This is a genomic window from Bradyrhizobium daqingense (genome assembly GCF_021044685.1).
In the GTDB taxonomy this organism is placed as follows: Bacteria; Pseudomonadota; Alphaproteobacteria; order Rhizobiales; family Xanthobacteraceae; genus Bradyrhizobium; species Bradyrhizobium daqingense.
The window spans coordinates 4814273-4829853 of the sequence record NZ_CP088014.1 but is presented as its reverse complement, the minus strand read 5'-3'; the positions used below and the strand labels follow the sequence as shown (position 1 = coordinate 4829853).

Below are 15581 nucleotides of genomic sequence, written 5' to 3'. Positions count from 1 at the left end.
CTCTGGATTGCTTCGCTGCGCTCGCAATGACGAGGTGGAGGCAGCCTTTCCCTACATCCGCCTACGCTAAAGCTTCGGCGGGACAAGCGTGGTGAGAGGCGGTGAAAGCCTCACTTCTGCGGCAGGTTCACCCGCACGTGCAGCTCGCGGAGCTGCTTCGTCGTGGCTTCCGACGGCGCGCCCATCAGGAGGTCCATGGCCTGCTGGTTCATCGGGAACAGGGAGATCTCGCGCAGGTTCGTGGTACCGCACAGCAGCATCACGATGCGGTCGACGCCCGCGGCCATGCCGCCATGCGGCGGAGCGCCGTACTGGAAGGCGCGGTACATGCCGCCGAAGCGGTCGACCACTTCCTGCTCGCCGTAACCGGCGATCTCGAACGCCTTCACCATGGCTTCCGGCACGTGGTTGCGAATCCCGCCCGAGGCGATCTCGTACCCGTTGCAGGTGATGTCGTACTGGAACGCCTTGATGGTCAGGGGGTCCTGGCCCTTCAGCGCCTCCAGGCCGCCCTGCGGCATCGAGAACGGGTTGTGCGAGAAATCAACCTTCTTGTCGTCCTCGTTGTACTCGTACATCGGGAAGTCGACGATCCAGGCGAGCTCGAACCGCTCCTTGTCGGTGAGGTTCAATTCCTCGCCGACCTTGTTACGGGCGAGCCCTGAGAACTTCCAGAACTTGTCGGGATCGCCGGCGACAAAGAAGGCGGCATCGCCTTCCTTGACGCCGAGCTGCGCGCGGATCGCGGCCGTGCGCTCGGGCCCGATGTTGTTCGCAAGCGGACCTGCGCCCTCGCCGCCCTCGCGCCACATGATGTAGCCGAGCCCGGGCTGCCCCTCGCCCTGCGCCCACGAATTCATGCGGTCGCAGAACGCGCGGCTGCCGCCGCCTGCAGCGGGGATCGCCCAGACCTGGTTCTTGGGATCCTCGAGCATGCGCGCGAAGACCTTGAAGCCGGAGCCGCGGAAATGCTCGGAGACGTCCTGCATCTCGATCGGGTTGCGCAGGTCCGGCTTGTCGCTGCCGTATTTGCGCAAGGCTTCCGCGAACGGAATCCGGCGCCAGCCTTTCGTCACCGGCTTACCCTTGGCGAACTCCTCGAACACGCCGGTGATGACAGGCTCCATCGCCGCGAACACGTCGTCCTGCGTGACGAAGCTCATCTCGACGTCGAGCTGATAGAACTCGCCCGGCAGACGGTCGGCGCGCGGGTCCTCGTCGCGGAAGCACGGCGCAATCTGGAAGTAGCGGTCGAAGCCCGACATCATCAGGAGCTGCTTGTACTGCTGCGGCGCCTGCGGCAGCGCGTAGAATTTTCCTGGATGGATGCGCGAGGGCACCAGGAAGTCGCGCGCGCCCTCCGGCGAGGACGCGGTCAGGATCGGGGTGTTGAATTCGAAGAAGCCCTGCCCCTCCATCCGCCGGCGCATCGACTTGATGATCTCGACGCGCGTCATGATGTTCTGGTGTAGCTTCTCGCGACGCAGGTCGAGGAAGCGGTACTTCAGGCGGATGTCTTCCGGGTATTCCTGGTCGCCGAACACCGGCAGCGGCAGGTCGCCCGCGGGGCCGAGCACCTCGATCTCGCTGACATAGACCTCGACCTTGCCGGTCGGCAGGTCGTCATTGTCGGTGCCCTCGGGGCGGCGGCGGGCCTTGCCGTCCATCCGCACCACAAATTCCGAACGCAGCTTCTCGGCCAGCGAAAACGCCGGCGAATCCGGGTCGACCACGCACTGGGTCAGGCCGTAATGGTCGCGCAGGTCGATGAACAGCACGCCGCCATGGTCGCGGACGCGATGGACCCAGCCTGAGAGGCGGACCGTCTCGCCGATGTTGCTCTCGCGGAGCGCGCCGCATGTATGTGACCGGTAGCGATGCATGGTCGTCCCAAAATCAATGTCGGAGGAAGCGAATCGAACGGCCTGAAACGACCGGTCCGAAGTTGCGGCAGGGTTTACCCGACGAGGACCAAGGCGGCAACCAAGCGAACGGCCTGATTTGGACCCGAAAGGCCCATTTCTGGCTTATCAGAGACCGAGCCTTTGCCATCAGGCGTTCCAGCCCTATCTTGAGCCCATGACCGTCCATTTCCCCTTCCAGAACTCCTATTCGGCGCTGCCGGACAGCTTCTTCGCCCGCGTCGCGCCGACCCCAGTGGCCGCGCCCCGGCTGATCAAGCTGAACCGGCCGCTGGCGCTCCAGCTCGGGCTCGATCCCGACCTGTTGGAGACCCCGGAAGGCGCCGAGATCCTGGCCGGCAAGACGGTTCCCGCCGGGGCGGATCCCATCGCCATGGCCTATGCCGGCCACCAGTTCGGGCATTTCGTGCCCCAGCTCGGCGACGGCCGCGCCATCCTGCTCGGCGAGGTCATCGACCGGAACGGCGTTCGCCGCGACATCCAGCTCAAGGGAAGCGGCCCCACCCCGTTCTCCCGCCGCGGCGACGGCCGCGCCGCGCTCGGGCCGGTGCTGCGCGAATACATCGTCAGCGAAGCCATGTTCGCGCTCGGCATCCCGACCACGCGCTCGCTCGCTGCGGTCGTCACCGGCGAGCACGTCATCCGCGAGACTGCGCTGCCCGGGGCGGTGCTGACCCGCGTCGCCTCCAGCCACATCCGCGTCGGCACCTTCCAGTTCTTCGCCGGCCGCCGCGATACCGATGCGATCCGCCGGCTCGCCGACCACGTCATCACGCGCCACTACCCGGATCTCCTTCAAGCAAAGCGGCCCTATCACGACCTGCTCGCCACGGTCGTTGCGCGCCAGGCCGAGCTCATCGCGCGCTGGCTGCTGGTCGGCTTCATCCACGGCGTGATGAACACCGACAACACCTCCATCTCCGGCGAGACCATCGACTACGGCCCCTGCGCCTTCATGGACACCTACAATCCCGCGCAGGTGTTCTCCTCGATCGACGAGATGGGCCGCTATGCCTATGCCAACCAGCCGCGCATCGGCTTGTGGAATCTGACGCGCCTTGCCGAATGCCTGCTGCCGCTGTTCTCCGACGACCAGGAGAAGGCAATCGCGGAAGCCCAGGACATCCTTGGCGCCTTCTCGGACCAGTTCAGCGCCGCCTATCAGGCCGGCCTGCGTAGGAAGGTCGGCCTTTTCACGGAACGTGACGGCGACGAGGCGCTGATCCAGGACCTGCTCGACGCCATGGCCAAGAACCAGGCCGATTTCACCCTCACCTTCCGCAAGCTCGGCGATGCCGCGGGCGATCCGGCGGCGGGCGACGCGCGCGCGCAGTTCATGGACCCCGCAGCCTTCGACGAGTGGGCCAAGCGCTGGCACGAGCGCATCGCACTGGAGCCGCAGAGCGCGGCCGAGCGGCAAGCCGCGATGCACGCGGTCAACCCGCTGTTCATTCCGCGCAACCACCGCGTCGAGGCCGTGATCCAGGCCGCGGTGAACAACGACGATTTTGCGCCGTTCGAGGAGCTGGTGAAGGTGCTGGCAAAGCCGTTCGAGGACCAGCCGGACTATGCAAGCTACGCCGATCCGCCGCTGCCGGACCAGCGGGTGCTGCAGACGTTCTGCGGGACGTAGGCAAGCGGAATATGCATCCCGAATGGCGCCTCGAAGTGGCGGAACTACTTGTTGCCCGACGCTATTCGGAAGCGCTCACGCTGGTTCGCCAAGCGATCGAGCAAGGCAACATGTCCGCACGCGTGATGCTCGCGAAGATGGGTGAGAATGCAGGCCTCGTGCGTGATGAGGTCGATCGTCTGATCGATGAGGTCGAAACCACCATGGCCCCCGCAGACGTCGAAACGCATCTCGAATTGAGTAGCGCGTATGACCGAAGGCTCGGCAACCTCCCCTATCTCGAGAAGGACGAGCGGTGCTTCGATCACCTGCTGAAAGCGGTCGAGCAAGGGGCCGGACCAATTCATGTTCTGGCGCTGGCCCGCAAATATGTCATGGGCACGCTGTCCGTCAGGCCGAACTTTGAAGAAGCCATTCGCTGGTACAAGCATGCGGTCCAGCAAGGAAGTGTCGAGGCCGTGGACGAGTTGCAAAGGCTCTACCAGCACATCCAGAGACAGCGGCGCCACGAACCGAATGCCTGAGCCTAAGGTTGTGCCGTTGGGTGGATTGCTCGCAGGCGTAATGTAACCCAGGCGGCGCAGGCTGTGGACGTCGGAACCGCTGTCATCAAACTGAAACACACGCGCTCTAACGGGCTGACAGCGCCGTCTTGCCGGAGGCGCCGATCCTCCCACCGTCCCGATTTAGGCGCGCCATGCCCTTCAAGTTCATCCACCTCACCGACACGCATCTCGCGAACCCCGGCTCGACGCTCTACGGCCTCGACCCGCGCGCCCGGCTGGACGCGGCGATTGCTGACATCAACAAGCATCAGTCCGACGCTGCCTTCGCGGTCGTGACCGGCGATCTCACCCATTGGGGCGAGCCTGAGTCCTACGCCAACTTCGCCGGGGCGATGGCGGCGCTGAAAATTCCCTACATCGCCATGGTCGGCAATCACGACAAGCGCGTCACCTGCCTCGACGCGTTGAAGGCGGCGCCGCGCGATGCCAACGGCTTCGTGCAGGGCACGCGCACCACCGAGCACGGCCTGTTCGTCTTCCTCGACACGCTGGACGAGACCAGCCATGCCGGCGAAATGTGCTCAAAACGTCTCGGCTGGCTGGCGAGCACGCTCGCGGCCGCGCCAGCCGACATGCCTTTCGTCGTGTTCATGCATCATCCGCCCTTCCCGGTCGGTGTGCTCGCGATGGACGAGATCGCGCTGAAGCAGAGCGCGGAGTTCGCCGAGATCATCGCGCCCTATCGCGCCCGCATCCGCCATCTCTTCTTTGGCCATGTGCACCGGCCGATCTTCGGCAGCTACGGCAAGATCCCCTTCTCCACACTGCGCGGCACCAATCACCAGGTCTGGTTCGAGCTCAATGCCGACGCGCCGCATCTGGCGAGCCACGAACCGCCGGCCTACGGCGTGGTGCTGATCGACGACGAGAACCTGGTCGTTCACAGCCACGACTTCCTCGACACCAGTCTGCGCTTCCCGTTCGACCCGCCCGCGGGAATGGACGGCCGCGACTATGCGCTCAAGTTCGCGGCGCGGTGAGATGAGCTTCGCTGAACCCGCGGCTCTCCCGGTCGCGAACTCGGCGGCACCGCGTTTGCACGTTCTCAAGCGCTACTCCAGCGGTTTCAAGGCTTCGCTGCCAGCCTATCTGCTGTTGCTGCCGTCGCTGATCTTCCTCGCGCTGTTCACCTACGGCGCGATGGGCCGCGTGCTCATCGATGCGCTCTACCAGCGCACGACGCCGAAGGCCCCGGTCCGCTTCGTCGGCCTCGACAATATCAGTGCGGTGCTTGCCGACCCCGCCTTCACCGGCGCGGTCGTCAACAATCTCATCTATGCCGTCGGCACCGCGATCCCGAGCATCGGCCTGGCGCTGTTGTTTGCGCTCGCGCTCGCGCGCACCAACGTTGTGACCAGCGCGCTGCGCGCCGCACTGTTCCTGCCGGTGCTGATCCCGATGGTCGCGGCCTCCGCGCTGTTCCTGTTCATCTTCCTGCCCAATGTCGGCCTGCTCGACTATTACATCGGCCGGCTGCTTCCGGTGCTGCCGAACTGGCTCGGCGATCCCGATATCGCGCTGTCGGCGATCATGGTGATCACGATCTGGAAGAACGCCGGCTATTACATGCTGTTCTTCCTCGCCGGCCTCCAGGCTGTCCCTGAAGACGTGATGGAAGCCGCGCATCTCGACGGCGCCGGTCCGTTTCAGCGCCTGCGCTACATCATCCTGCCGGAGCTCAAGCCTACCTTCCTGTTCGTCATCGTGATCGCCACGCTCAATGCGGTGACGCAGGTCGACCACGTCTTCGTCATGACCAAGGGCGGCCCCGCGAATTCGACCAACCTCGTGCTGTTCTACATCTATCAGCAGGCGGTCGAGCATTACGACATCGGCAAAGCTTCGGCGGCGACGCTGCTGACGCTGGCCGCGCTGATGGGCCTTACCGCGCTGTCCTTCCGCACGCTGGCGAACCGCGAGGGCGGGCCATGACGCTGCTCGACAGGCTGTGGAAGGACGCCCCGCTCGCCACGCGTAACGAGATCACGCCGAAGCTCGGCTTCGTGCTGACCGTCCTGCTCGCGCTGGTCTGGCTGATCCCGTTCCTGTGGATGGGCGTGGCGACGCTGCGCCCGCCCTCCGACGGCTTCAACCTCATGGCCGAGCTGATGCCGAGCCTGAAGCCGACGCTCGACAACGTCAGGGACGCCTGGGAGATCGGCGATTTCCCGCGCTACACGCTCAACACCACGATCATCTGCGCCGGAATCCTCATGGTGCAGTTCGTCACCATCACGCTGGCGGGCTTTGCCTTTGCGCGCCTCGAATTCGCCGGCAAGACGCTGATCTTCTACCTGTTCCTGATGCAGCTGATGCTGGTGCCGGTCCTGCTGATCGTGCCCAACCTGACCCTGGTGGCACAGCTCGGCCTCTACGACACGCTGACCGGCGTCATGATGCCGTTCTTCGCCTCGGCCTTCGGCACCTTCCTGATGCGGCAGGCCTTCGAGGCCATTCCAACCGAGCTCGAAGATGCCGCGCTGATCGACGGCGCCGGCCTGTTCCAGCGCATCCGCCACATCTACGTGCCGCTGTCGATGCCGAGCTTCTCGGCCTTCGCCATCATCTCCGTGACCAGCCACTGGAACGACTTCCTGTGGCCTCTGATGGTGATCAACTCGCCGGACAAGCGGCCGCTCACGGTCGGCCTCTCCGTCTTCACTGCGACGGCCGAAGGCACGCAGGCCTGGGGCACCATCGCCGCCGGCACGCTCATGGTCATCGCACCGCTGCTCGTCACCTTCCTGATCTTCCAGAAGCGTTTCATCAGCTCTTTCGTCACCTCAGGCATCAAATAGGAGATTTTCCGATGCTGTTCTCCCGCAGGCTCATGCTGGGTCTTGCTATGGCAAGCACTCTCGCCTTCCCGGCGATGGCCGAAGGTCCGACCGAGATCGACCTGTTCTTCCCCGTCCCCGTTGACGGCAAGCTCGCCCGCGACATGGGCACCATGATCAAGGAGTTCAACGAGACCCATCCCGCCATCAAGGCGACGGCCGTCTACACCGGCTCCTACGACGACACGCTGATCAAGACGCGCGCCGCGATCAAGGCCGGCAAGCCGCCGGCCGCCGTGATCATGTCAGCGAATTTCCTGCTCGACATGCAGATCGAGAACGAGCTCACCAATCTCGATGCCCTGATCAAGTCCGATGGAAGCACCAAGGAGCAGTTCCTCGGCCAGTTCTTCCCCGCGCTGCAGGGCAATGCGGTGATCAACCGCTCGGTCTACGGCGTACCGTTCCACAATTCGACGCCGCTGCTCTACATCAACGCCGACAAGGCCAAGGAAGCCGGTCTCGATCCGAACAAGCCGCCGCAGACCTGGGCCGAGCTCACCGACTGGGCCAAGAAGCTGACCAAGCGCGACGGCGACAAGGTGACCCAATGGGGCATCGCGATCCCCTGCGCCTACGACTATTGCGGCTGGATGATGGAAACGCTCACCATGAGCAATGGCGGACGCTACTACAACGAGGAGTTCGGCGGCGAGGTCTATTACGACACGCCCTCGATGCTGGGGGCGCTCACCTGGTGGAACGACCTCGTCTACAAGCACAAGGTGCATGCGCCAGGCGCTACGCCCGGACCTGCCGTCAGCACCTCCTTCATCTCCGGCAACGCCGCGATGATGATGCTCTCGACGGGCTCGCTCACCTACGTGCGCGACAACGCCAAGTTCAACTACAAGGTCGCCTTCATCCCGCGCAACGTCCGCAACGCGGTGCCGATCGGCGGCGCCTCGCTGATCGTCCCGGCCGGGCTCGAGGCCGAGAAGCAGAAGGCGGCATGGACGCTGATCAAGTGGATGACCTCGCCCGAGAAGAGTGGCTGGTGGAGCCGCGCCACCGGCTATTTCGCGCCCAACATGGCCGCCTACAAGACGCCCGAGATGGTGGACTTCCTGAACAAGAACCCGGACGCCAAGACGGCCGTCGAGCAGCTCGACGTCGCAAAGCCCTGGTTCGCGACCTACAAGACCGTCCCCGTCCGCAAGAACCTCGAGGACGAGGTCATGCTGGTCCTCAACGGCAAGAAGCAGCCGAAGGAAGCGTTGGTCGCTGCCCAGAAGGCCGCGGACGAGACGCTGAAGCCGTACAACGAGACATCGCTGAAGCTGCCGTAAGGCCGGCGGCTTATCGCGCAAACGAACTTCGGCGCTCCGCATGCGGGGCGCCGAATGCGTTTCGGGGATGCGCGCGTCTAGATCGTCACGACGATCTTGCCAAACTGATCGTTCGATTCCAGGAAACGATGCGCTTCGACGATCTCGTCGAAGCGGAACGTCTTGGCCATGATCGGCTTCAACGAACCGTCCGACAGCCCGCTGAGAATAAATGCCTTCGCATCCGCAAGACGCGCTGGATCGCGGATGACTTCGTGCACGAGATAGCCGCGCAGCGTCAGGCTCTTGCTGAGCACGTTGAGCAGCGGAAACGGCGTCGGCGCGGGGCTCAGGCCCCCGTATTCAATCAGGACGCCGCCCGGCGCCATCGCCGCGGTCAGCGGTTCGAATGCAGGGCCTCCGACTGCGTCGAACACCACGCGGACACCGTTTGAACCGGCGATCTCCGCGAGCCGCGCGCCGATATCCTCCTCGTCCGAGGCGATCACGTGGGCGGCACCGGCATCGCGCAAGGCGCGCCGCTTGGCCGAGGTCCGCGTCAACGCGACCGGGACCGCGCCGATCCGGTTCGCGATCTGGATGGCGGCAAGCCCGACACTGCTCGATGCGGCCGTGATGGCGACGACGTCCCCTCGCAAGAGTCCGGCGATGTCGACCAGCGCCCCGTAGGCCGTCAGATATTGCATCCAGACCGCGGCAGCTGCCTCGAAGCCCAGCTCGGGCGGATGCTTCACGACGAGCTCAGCCGGAAACGTCGCGAGCTCGGCATAGGCCGGCCATCGCACCATCGACAGCGGCGGCACGATACTGACGGCGTCGCCCGGAACAAAGCTTGCGACGCCTTCGCCAACAGCCTCAATAATGCCCGCCGCCTCAAGGCCCAGACCGGACGGAAATGCCGCGGTCTCGATATAGGTGCCTCTGCGCAGCAGCGCTTCCGCACGGTTGAGACCGAGCGCCTTGACCCGGATCTGAACCTCGTCTTTCCCCGGCGACGATACGTCGACGGTCTCGATGCAGAGCACGTCGGGACCACCATGCCGGTGAAAGCGAACGGCGCGCGCCATGGATTACACTCCAAAACAGTTGAACTGAATCGAGCTATGCCGGCCGCGCTCAAGCGGATAAATCGCCTGAATAGGCCAACAGTCGAAACCAGGAGTTTTCAATCATGGACCGCCTGACCAGTATGGCCGTGTTCGTCAGGGCCGTCGATCTCGGCTCGTTCGCGGCAGCGGCCGACGCGCTGGAGATGTCGGGGCCGATGGTCGGCAAGCATGTTCGCTTCCTCGAAGAGCGCCTCGGCGTTCGCCTCCTTAACCGCACCACGCGGCGCCAGGGCCTGACCGAGGCTGGCCAAGCCTACTACGAGCGCTGCCGCGCGGTGCTCAACGAGGCCGAAGCCGCCGACGCCGTCGTGGCCGACGGGCTGTCCGAGCCGCGCGGCAGGCTGCGCGTGACTATGCCTGCGCTGCTGGGACGGCACTGCATCGCGCCCTTGCTGGTGAAGCTCGCTCGCAAATATCCGCATCTCGATCTTGACCTCTCCTTCGGCGACCCGATCGCCGACATGGTCGAGGCCGGCTATGATCTTGCGATCCGGACCGGCGATCTCGATGACCAGTCCGGCCTGATCACACGGCGCATCGCGAGCCAGCGCATGGTGGTGTGCGGCGCGCGCTCGTATCTGCGCGCCAACGGAAAGCCCAGATCGATCGACGATCTCGCCGCGCATCAGGCAATCATCTATCGCCGCTCGGGCCGTGTCCGGCCGTGGCTGTTTCCGCAAGAAAGCCAACCTCCACGCGAGATCATGCCGTCAGGCCGGCTGAGGCTCGATGATCTCGAGGCGATCGCGGACGCCGCCGCGCAAGGTATGGGCCTCGCCTGGCTGCCCTATTGGCTGGTCCGCGAGCGCCTTAAGACCGGCGCACTGGTCGGTCTGTTCGCGGAGCAGCCCGAATTCCTGTACGACTGCCACGCATTGTGGCCCCGCTCACCCCGCTTGCCGCCAAAAGTCCGCGCCGCCGTGGACGCCCTCACCGCAGCCCTGCCGAAGCTGATGACGTGACGCAGGCCCCGCGGGAGCCGTTAACCCCGCGTCCACCATCCGGCTCGGCCCGCCGGCGGTAACCACGGGAATTAACAGACCCTCAACACAGCCCCGACAAATCTATCAATGTTTCTGGAGATTTCGCCGTGGATCTGTTGGTTATCGAGTTCCTGGGACTGGCTCTGGTCGCCATGTGCGTGCTGGTGGTGGCGCTGCCCTGCGCCCGCAAATCCTCACAGCGGATCCGCTACGAATAGGAATTTCGTCGGAAGAATCCGGTTCCGGCCCAAATGCAAGGGTCGAATTCGCATCGAGCCCCTTGACATCACTGCGCTTTCGGCAGAACGGCTGATGGTCTCGTCATGGGCCGTTCATGGATTTGATTACCACCACCGCTGACCTCGCGGCTGCCTGCAGCCGGCTGGCCAAGCATCCCGTCATCACCGTCGATACCGAGTTTCTCCGCGAAACCACCTATTACCCGCTGCTGTGCGTGGTTCAGATGGCCAGCCCCGAGGAAGCCGTGGTCATCGACACCTTGGCCGAGGGCATCGACCTCAAGCCGTTCTTCGAGCTGATGGGCAACGAGGGCGTGCTGAAGGTCTTCCACGCTGCCCGCCAGGACATCGAGATCATCTGGCACCAGGCGGGCATCATCCCGCATCCGGTGTTCGACACCCAGGTCGCGGCGATGGTGCTGGGTTATGGCGATAGCATCGCCTACGACCAGCTGGTCGAGAAGGTCACCGGCCACCGGCCGGACAAGACCCACCGCTTCACCGACTGGTCGCGCCGGCCGCTGACCAAAGAGCAGATGCACTACGCCGTGTCCGACGTCACCCATCTGCGCGACGTGTTTGCAGCGCTCGACGCCGACCTCAAGAAACGGCGCCGCAGCGAATGGGTCTCAATCGAAATGGAAGTCCTGACCTCCCCCAGGACCTACGATTTCCACCCTGAGCGCGCCTGGGAGCGGCTGAAGACGCGGGTGCGCAAGCCCAAGGACCTCGCGGTGCTGATGGAGATCGCGGCCTGGCGCGAGCAGGAGGCGCAGAGCCGTGACGTGCCCCGCGGCCGCGTGCTGCGGGACGAGGCGATCACGGACATCGCGACCCATGCGCCGAACACGCTGGAGAAGCTCGCGAACTTGCGCTCCGTGCCGAAGGGATTTGAGAAATCCAAATGGGGCGCGGACATCGTCGCCGCGGTCGAGCGCGGGCTGGCGCGGGATTTCTCCACGCTGCCCAAGCTGGAGAAGCCGCGCAACAACAACAATGGCGCCGCGATCGTCGAGCTGCTGAAGGTGCTGCTGCGCATGACCGCGGAACGCCATGCCGTGGCGAGCAAGGTGATTGCGACCGTCGACGACCTCGAAGAGATCGCAGCCGACGACGAGGCCGATGTGCCGGCGCTACGCGGCTGGCGCCGCGAACTGTTCGGCGATGCCGCGCTGAAACTGAAGCGCGGCGAGCTGGCGCTCGCGATCGAGAAAGGCCGCGTGATCGGGGTGCAGCGGGCGTAGCTGCCCCTCCATCGTCGTTGCGAGGAGGTCTTGCGACGAAGCAATCCAGACTGTTTCCGAGGAGGGATTCTGGATTGCTTCGCGGAGCCTGTCATCGGGCCGCGCTTCGCGCGGACCCGTTGGCTCGCAACGACGACGCAGCCGGGTGCCCTACGCCGGCGTCAGCTTCGCCACCTCGCCCTTCATGTCCTCCAGCACGCCCGAGATCGCGGCGACCAGCTCGTCGATCTGGGCCTTGGTTGAGATCAGCGGCGGGCAGATGGCGATGGCATCGAGCATGTTGCGGGAGATCACGCCGCGTTCCTGAAGCATGCGGCTGGCGATGCCGCCGACGGCGCCGGGCGTTGCGGCTGCCGTCTTGCGGCCCTTGTCGAGCACGAGCTCGATCGCTGCGATCATGCCGACGCCGCGGACCTCGCCGACCAGCGGATGGCTGGTGAGCTCGCGCAGCTTGGCCTGCATGGTGCCGCCGAGTTCGGCGGCATGTGCGACGAGGCCGCGCTCCTCGATGATCTTCAGATTCTCCAGCGCAATGGCCGAGCCGACGGGATGACCGCCCGCGGTGAAGCCGTGGCCGAGCACGCCGATCTTGTTGCTCTCGTCCGCGATCGGCTCGAACATGCGGTCGTTCAGGATGATCGCCGACAGCGGGAAATAGCTCGAGGTGATCTGCTTGGAGACCACGATCGCATCGGGCTTGATGCCATAGGTCTCGCAACCGAACATCTTGCCAGTGCGGCCGAACCCGCAGATCACCTCGTCGGCGACCAGCAGGATGTCGTACTTCCTCAGGACCGCCTGGATCTTGTCCCAATAGGTCGCCGGCGGCACGATGACCCCGCCCGCCCCCATCACGGGCTCGCCGAAAAAGGCCGCGATCGTATCCGGCCCTTCCTTCTGGATTAGCGCGTCGAGCTCCTCAGCCCGCCGTGTCGCGAACGCCTCCTCGCTCTCGCCGGGCGCGCCGTCCTTGTAGAAATGCGGCGAGCCGGTGTGCAGGATGTTCGGCAGCGGCAGGTCGAATGAGCGGTGATTGTTCGGCAGGCCGGTGAGGCTGGCCGAGGCAATGGTCACGCCATGATAGGCGCGCATCCGGCTGATGACCTTCTTGCGCTGCGGCTGGCCGAGCGCATTGGAGCGGTAGGCAATCAGCTTCAGGACCGTATCGTTCGCTTCCGAGCCGGAATTGGTGAAGAACACCTTGCTCATTGTGACAGGCGCGAGCGCGACCAGCTTCTCAGCGAGGTCGATCGAGGGCCCGTGCGACTTGGCCGAGAACGTATGATAAAACGGCAATGCTTGCATCTGCTTGTGCGCGGCCTCGACGAGACGCTTCTCGTTGAAGCCGAGCCCGACGCTCCACAGGCCGGCCATCGCCTCGAAATAGCGTTTGCCCGACGCATCGAACACGTACGGCCCCTCGCCGCGCTCGATCACGAGCGGACCGGCCTGCTGATGGGTGCGTGCGTTGGTGTAGGGATGGAGCTGGTAAGCCACATCCCGGGCCTCTTGCGAATTGGGCAGCATGGACATTGCAGGGATCCTTACAGTCGTGACGTCGCCGGCACGGCCGGCATCATCACTTGATGATCAAGTGACTTGGAAGACCAAGCTACTTGGCTATTGCGGTGAGACGAAGCTTGCAACGCCAATTCGGCGGCAGCAAGCGCTCAGCAGCGTTGCACAAAGCCGCATGCCGGCATTCGAACGGCTCTCAGGCCGCATCATCGTCATCCCCATCGTTGTCGGCGACGGCCTCCCTCACCTCGACCAGCGCCATCGAGAGCAGATAGACCGTCGTGGGCAGGCCGATGCGGCGCGCCGTCTCGACGGCCCGCGACAGATCGCTTGCCAGCTCCTTGAGCCGTTCTCCCCGTGACAATGTCGCAACCCCACCCGCCGATCGCGGCCGCCTACACCGCAACGGCGCCGCTGGTTCTGATCAGTTCGGCGCTGGAACGGATCGTAGCAAAATTCCCGACGACATTCACTACTGCACGCTGGTAGGCGGCGGCATCGCCACTGCCCGGCTGACGACAGGCCACGGCGTCGGTGACCACTTCATAGCGATGGCTGCGGTGAAACCCGTCCACGGCGGTGGCCAGGATGGTCTCGTCGAGGGAAAAGCCGGCCAGGACGCAGCGCACATTGCGGATATTGGACATGTAGTCCCCAAACCGCGACGAGCTGTAGGCCGACGGTAGCGGATGCTCGAACGTCATTTCGCCCGGACGCGGCTTTGCCTCGGCGATCCAATCGGTCAGCTTGGATGCCGGATTGAACCAGGCCGCCTGCGCGATGCGCTTCAGATGCATCACCGGCCAGAGATTGCTGCGCCACAGCGTCAGCAGTTCCAAACAGCGCGCGGTGGCGGCGTCGCCGTCGAGGATGACGTGGCGACGCCCTGGGGTGAGATATTCGATCTGGAGATCCGCGCAGATCAGGATCGGCGGATCATCGTGGATGGAGACCGGCATCGTCTTGCGTTGAGCTGCACCTGTTTCAGCGTTCGGCGACCGCGAGGTCCCGCAGCGGCGAGGTCACCGCCCGCCCCGCGGAGGCGTCGAGCACGCCCGGCCGGTCCCAATCGCCCTCGGGCCGGATGATCACATAGGGATCGCTGTCCAGCGTGATGGCGTCCGGCCCCGGCTCGATCTCCAGCAGCATCTCCGTATAGGAGAAATCGGAGAAGGTGATCTTGCGGTTGTGGCCGAGCGGCTTGGCGCCGAAATGAGCCCAGAAATCGACCAGCCGGTCCTGCGCTTGGCCGTAGATCTTGCGAAAGCCCTTGCGCTTGACGTAGTCGACGCTCGCCTGCACCAGCTTGAACGAGACGCGCGAGCGGCGGTACTGGTGACGAACCGCAAGCCGCTCCACCTTGGCGAAATCGCCGAAGAAACGGACCCGCAAGCAGCCCGCGGGCTCGCTGCCGACGAAGCCGATGAAATGCGCGGCGACCATGTCGTTGCCGTCGAACTCCTCCTCGAACGGACAATCCTGCTCGGCGAGATAGACCGCAGACCGGATGGCGGTGACCAGCATGAGATCGCTGGGGTCGCGCGCAAGGCGGATCGAGATGGCGCGGGAGTCGGGCTTGGCGAGAGGAATTCTAGTACCATGCATCTGCAAAACTCCTTGCTTGGATGATCGCACCCGGCATGCGCATGGGCGGGCGATGCCAGGGGCGCTCGTAGCACCAGAGGTCGGGCTGGAAACTCGGGACCGGCGCAAAGCCCGTCGCCCTCATGATGTCGCGTCCGGCCACGGTTGACGGCTGCGCATAGCAATCGGCGCCACGAAACCTTAGCTGTCGCAGATGAGCCGCAGCCTTGCCGAGGCCGGCGATACCGCGCCCCGTCGCCGCGATCGCCCAGATGTAGATGGCCGCAACGTCGTCCTTCGCCGAAGCGAGATAGCGCGTCTCGGGCGCGGTGAGGCAGATCTCGTCGAGCAGCAGCGCATCGTGGCCGCGCTCGTTGAGGAACAGGAAGGCCATGCCGCCGAGCAGACGGCCGTTGCGGCTGAAGGTCAGGATGCTCTCGGGATCGAACGTGAAATATCTTGCAAGCTCGGCCGAGCCGATCTGCACCCCCGGCACAAGGCGATGCGCCATCTCCGAAAGCGCGGCGATTTCGGAAAATTGCGCGCAACGGACATCGACATCCGGACTCAGCGGCAGCGCATCGAAATCATGCCTTGCGGCAAACGAGCCCCTTTCCATACCGATATCGTCCCTCTATCGTTTGCGGCTTTAGTACC

15 protein-coding genes are annotated in these 15581 nt (G+C 64.6%); 8 read left to right on the top strand and 7 right to left on the bottom strand.

Going from position 1 to position 15581, the window contains the following annotated elements; genetic code table 11:
- Positions 1-110 precede the first annotated feature (110 nt).
- Positions 111-1883, bottom strand: coding sequence for an aspartate--tRNA ligase (gene aspS / locus LPJ38_RS22745; protein ID WP_145632203.1), 1773 nt, complete (start codon positions 1881-1883; stop codon positions 111-113).
- A 196-nt stretch (positions 1884-2079) separates the two neighbouring features.
- Between aspS and LPJ38_RS22740 the strand changes: the two genes are divergently transcribed.
- The 6 genes from LPJ38_RS22740 (at position 2080) to LPJ38_RS22715 (ending at position 8247) form a co-directional block, all read left to right on the top strand.
- A complete protein-coding gene (locus LPJ38_RS22740; RefSeq protein ID WP_145632206.1) occupies positions 2080-3555 on the top strand; it encodes a protein adenylyltransferase SelO in 1476 nt (491 codons plus the stop codon).
- An 11-nt stretch (positions 3556-3566) separates the two neighbouring features.
- Positions 3567-4079 (top strand): SEL1-like repeat protein, encoded by a 513-nt coding sequence (locus tag LPJ38_RS22735; RefSeq protein ID WP_145632209.1) that lies wholly within the window; start codon positions 3567-3569, stop codon positions 4077-4079.
- Positions 4080-4252: 173 nt separating this feature from the next.
- Complete coding sequence (locus tag LPJ38_RS22730) at positions 4253-5101, top strand: phosphodiesterase (protein WP_145632212.1); 849 nt, start codon at positions 4253-4255, stop codon at positions 5099-5101.
- A 1-nt stretch (position 5102) separates the two neighbouring features.
- Positions 5103-6053 (top strand): carbohydrate ABC transporter permease, encoded by a 951-nt coding sequence (locus LPJ38_RS22725; RefSeq protein ID WP_167520419.1) that lies wholly within the window; start codon positions 5103-5105, stop codon positions 6051-6053.
- The gene (locus LPJ38_RS22720) at positions 6050-6919 is read left to right on the top strand and encodes a carbohydrate ABC transporter permease (RefSeq protein ID WP_145632218.1); all 870 of its coding nucleotides are present in this window, start codon (positions 6050-6052) and stop codon (positions 6917-6919) included. Before LPJ38_RS22725 ends, LPJ38_RS22720 begins: the two co-directional genes overlap by 4 nt.
- 11 nt (positions 6920-6930) lie before the next feature.
- Complete coding sequence (locus tag LPJ38_RS22715; protein WP_145632221.1) at positions 6931-8247, top strand: ABC transporter substrate-binding protein; 1317 nt, start codon at positions 6931-6933, stop codon at positions 8245-8247.
- Positions 8248-8324: 77 nt separating this feature from the next.
- Here LPJ38_RS22715 and LPJ38_RS22710 read toward each other — a convergent pair whose 3' ends face one another.
- Positions 8325-9314, bottom strand: coding sequence for a zinc-dependent alcohol dehydrogenase family protein (locus LPJ38_RS22710; RefSeq protein WP_145632224.1), 990 nt, complete (start codon positions 9312-9314; stop codon positions 8325-8327).
- Between the two features lie 104 nt (positions 9315-9418).
- Between LPJ38_RS22710 and LPJ38_RS22705 the strand changes: the two genes are divergently transcribed.
- Positions 9419-10318, top strand: coding sequence for a LysR family transcriptional regulator (locus LPJ38_RS22705; RefSeq protein ID WP_145632227.1), 900 nt, complete (start codon positions 9419-9421; stop codon positions 10316-10318).
- Positions 10319-10673: 355 nt separating this feature from the next.
- Positions 10674-11822 carry a ribonuclease D gene (gene rnd / locus LPJ38_RS22700; RefSeq protein WP_145632230.1) on the top strand — a complete coding sequence of 383 codons (1149 nt, stop codon included), beginning with the start codon at positions 10674-10676 and terminating at the stop codon, positions 11820-11822.
- A gap of 150 nt (positions 11823-11972) precedes the next feature.
- Here rnd and LPJ38_RS22695 read toward each other — a convergent pair whose 3' ends face one another.
- From LPJ38_RS22695 to LPJ38_RS22675, 5 genes are all read right to left on the bottom strand, one after another.
- Entirely contained in the window at positions 11973-13355 is a 1383-nt protein-coding gene (locus LPJ38_RS22695) for an aspartate aminotransferase family protein (RefSeq protein ID WP_145632233.1), read from the bottom strand.
- A 181-nt stretch (positions 13356-13536) separates the two neighbouring features.
- Positions 13537-13704, bottom strand: a complete 168-nt coding sequence (locus LPJ38_RS22690) for a hypothetical protein (RefSeq protein WP_167520420.1) — start codon at positions 13702-13704, stop codon at positions 13537-13539.
- A 31-nt stretch (positions 13705-13735) separates the two neighbouring features.
- Positions 13736-14299 carry a cysteine hydrolase family protein gene (locus tag LPJ38_RS22685; protein WP_145632238.1) on the bottom strand — a complete coding sequence of 188 codons (564 nt, stop codon included), beginning with the start codon at positions 14297-14299 and terminating at the stop codon, positions 13736-13738.
- Positions 14300-14324: 25 nt separating this feature from the next.
- On the bottom strand, positions 14325-14945 hold the full coding sequence (locus LPJ38_RS22680; protein WP_145632241.1) for a GNAT family N-acetyltransferase: 621 nt from the start codon (positions 14943-14945) through the stop codon (positions 14325-14327).
- Complete coding sequence (locus LPJ38_RS22675; protein WP_145632244.1) at positions 14932-15543, bottom strand: hypothetical protein; 612 nt, start codon at positions 15541-15543, stop codon at positions 14932-14934. Before LPJ38_RS22675 ends, LPJ38_RS22680 begins: the two co-directional genes overlap by 14 nt.
- Between the last annotated feature and the right edge of the window lie 38 nt (positions 15544-15581).

Coding starts and splice junctions, on each gene's coding strand:
- LPJ38_RS22710 (WP_145632224.1), bottom strand. CDS start 9,314: ATGGCGCGCGCCGTTCGCTTTCACCGGCATGGTGGTCCCGACGTGCTC.
- LPJ38_RS22725 (WP_167520419.1), top strand. CDS start 5,103: ATGAGCTTCGCTGAACCCGCGGCTCTCCCGGTCGCGAACTCGGCGGCA.
- rnd (WP_145632230.1), top strand. CDS start 10,674: ATGGATTTGATTACCACCACCGCTGACCTCGCGGCTGCCTGCAGCCGG.
- LPJ38_RS22715 (WP_145632221.1), top strand. CDS start 6,931: ATGCTGTTCTCCCGCAGGCTCATGCTGGGTCTTGCTATGGCAAGCACT.
- LPJ38_RS22720 (WP_145632218.1), top strand. CDS start 6,050: ATGACGCTGCTCGACAGGCTGTGGAAGGACGCCCCGCTCGCCACGCGT.
- LPJ38_RS22705 (WP_145632227.1), top strand. CDS start 9,419: ATGGACCGCCTGACCAGTATGGCCGTGTTCGTCAGGGCCGTCGATCTC.
- LPJ38_RS22695 (WP_145632233.1), bottom strand. CDS start 13,355: ATGTCCATGCTGCCCAATTCGCAAGAGGCCCGGGATGTGGCTTACCAG.
- LPJ38_RS22740 (WP_145632206.1), top strand. CDS start 2,080: ATGACCGTCCATTTCCCCTTCCAGAACTCCTATTCGGCGCTGCCGGAC.
- LPJ38_RS22675 (WP_145632244.1), bottom strand. CDS start 15,543: ATGGAAAGGGGCTCGTTTGCCGCAAGGCATGATTTCGATGCGCTGCCG.
- LPJ38_RS22730 (WP_145632212.1), top strand. CDS start 4,253: ATGCCCTTCAAGTTCATCCACCTCACCGACACGCATCTCGCGAACCCC.
- LPJ38_RS22735 (WP_145632209.1), top strand. CDS start 3,567: ATGCATCCCGAATGGCGCCTCGAAGTGGCGGAACTACTTGTTGCCCGA.
- aspS (WP_145632203.1), bottom strand. CDS start 1,883: ATGCATCGCTACCGGTCACATACATGCGGCGCGCTCCGCGAGAGCAAC.
- LPJ38_RS22680 (WP_145632241.1), bottom strand. CDS start 14,945: ATGCATGGTACTAGAATTCCTCTCGCCAAGCCCGACTCCCGCGCCATC.
- LPJ38_RS22685 (WP_145632238.1), bottom strand. CDS start 14,299: ATGCCGGTCTCCATCCACGATGATCCGCCGATCCTGATCTGCGCGGAT.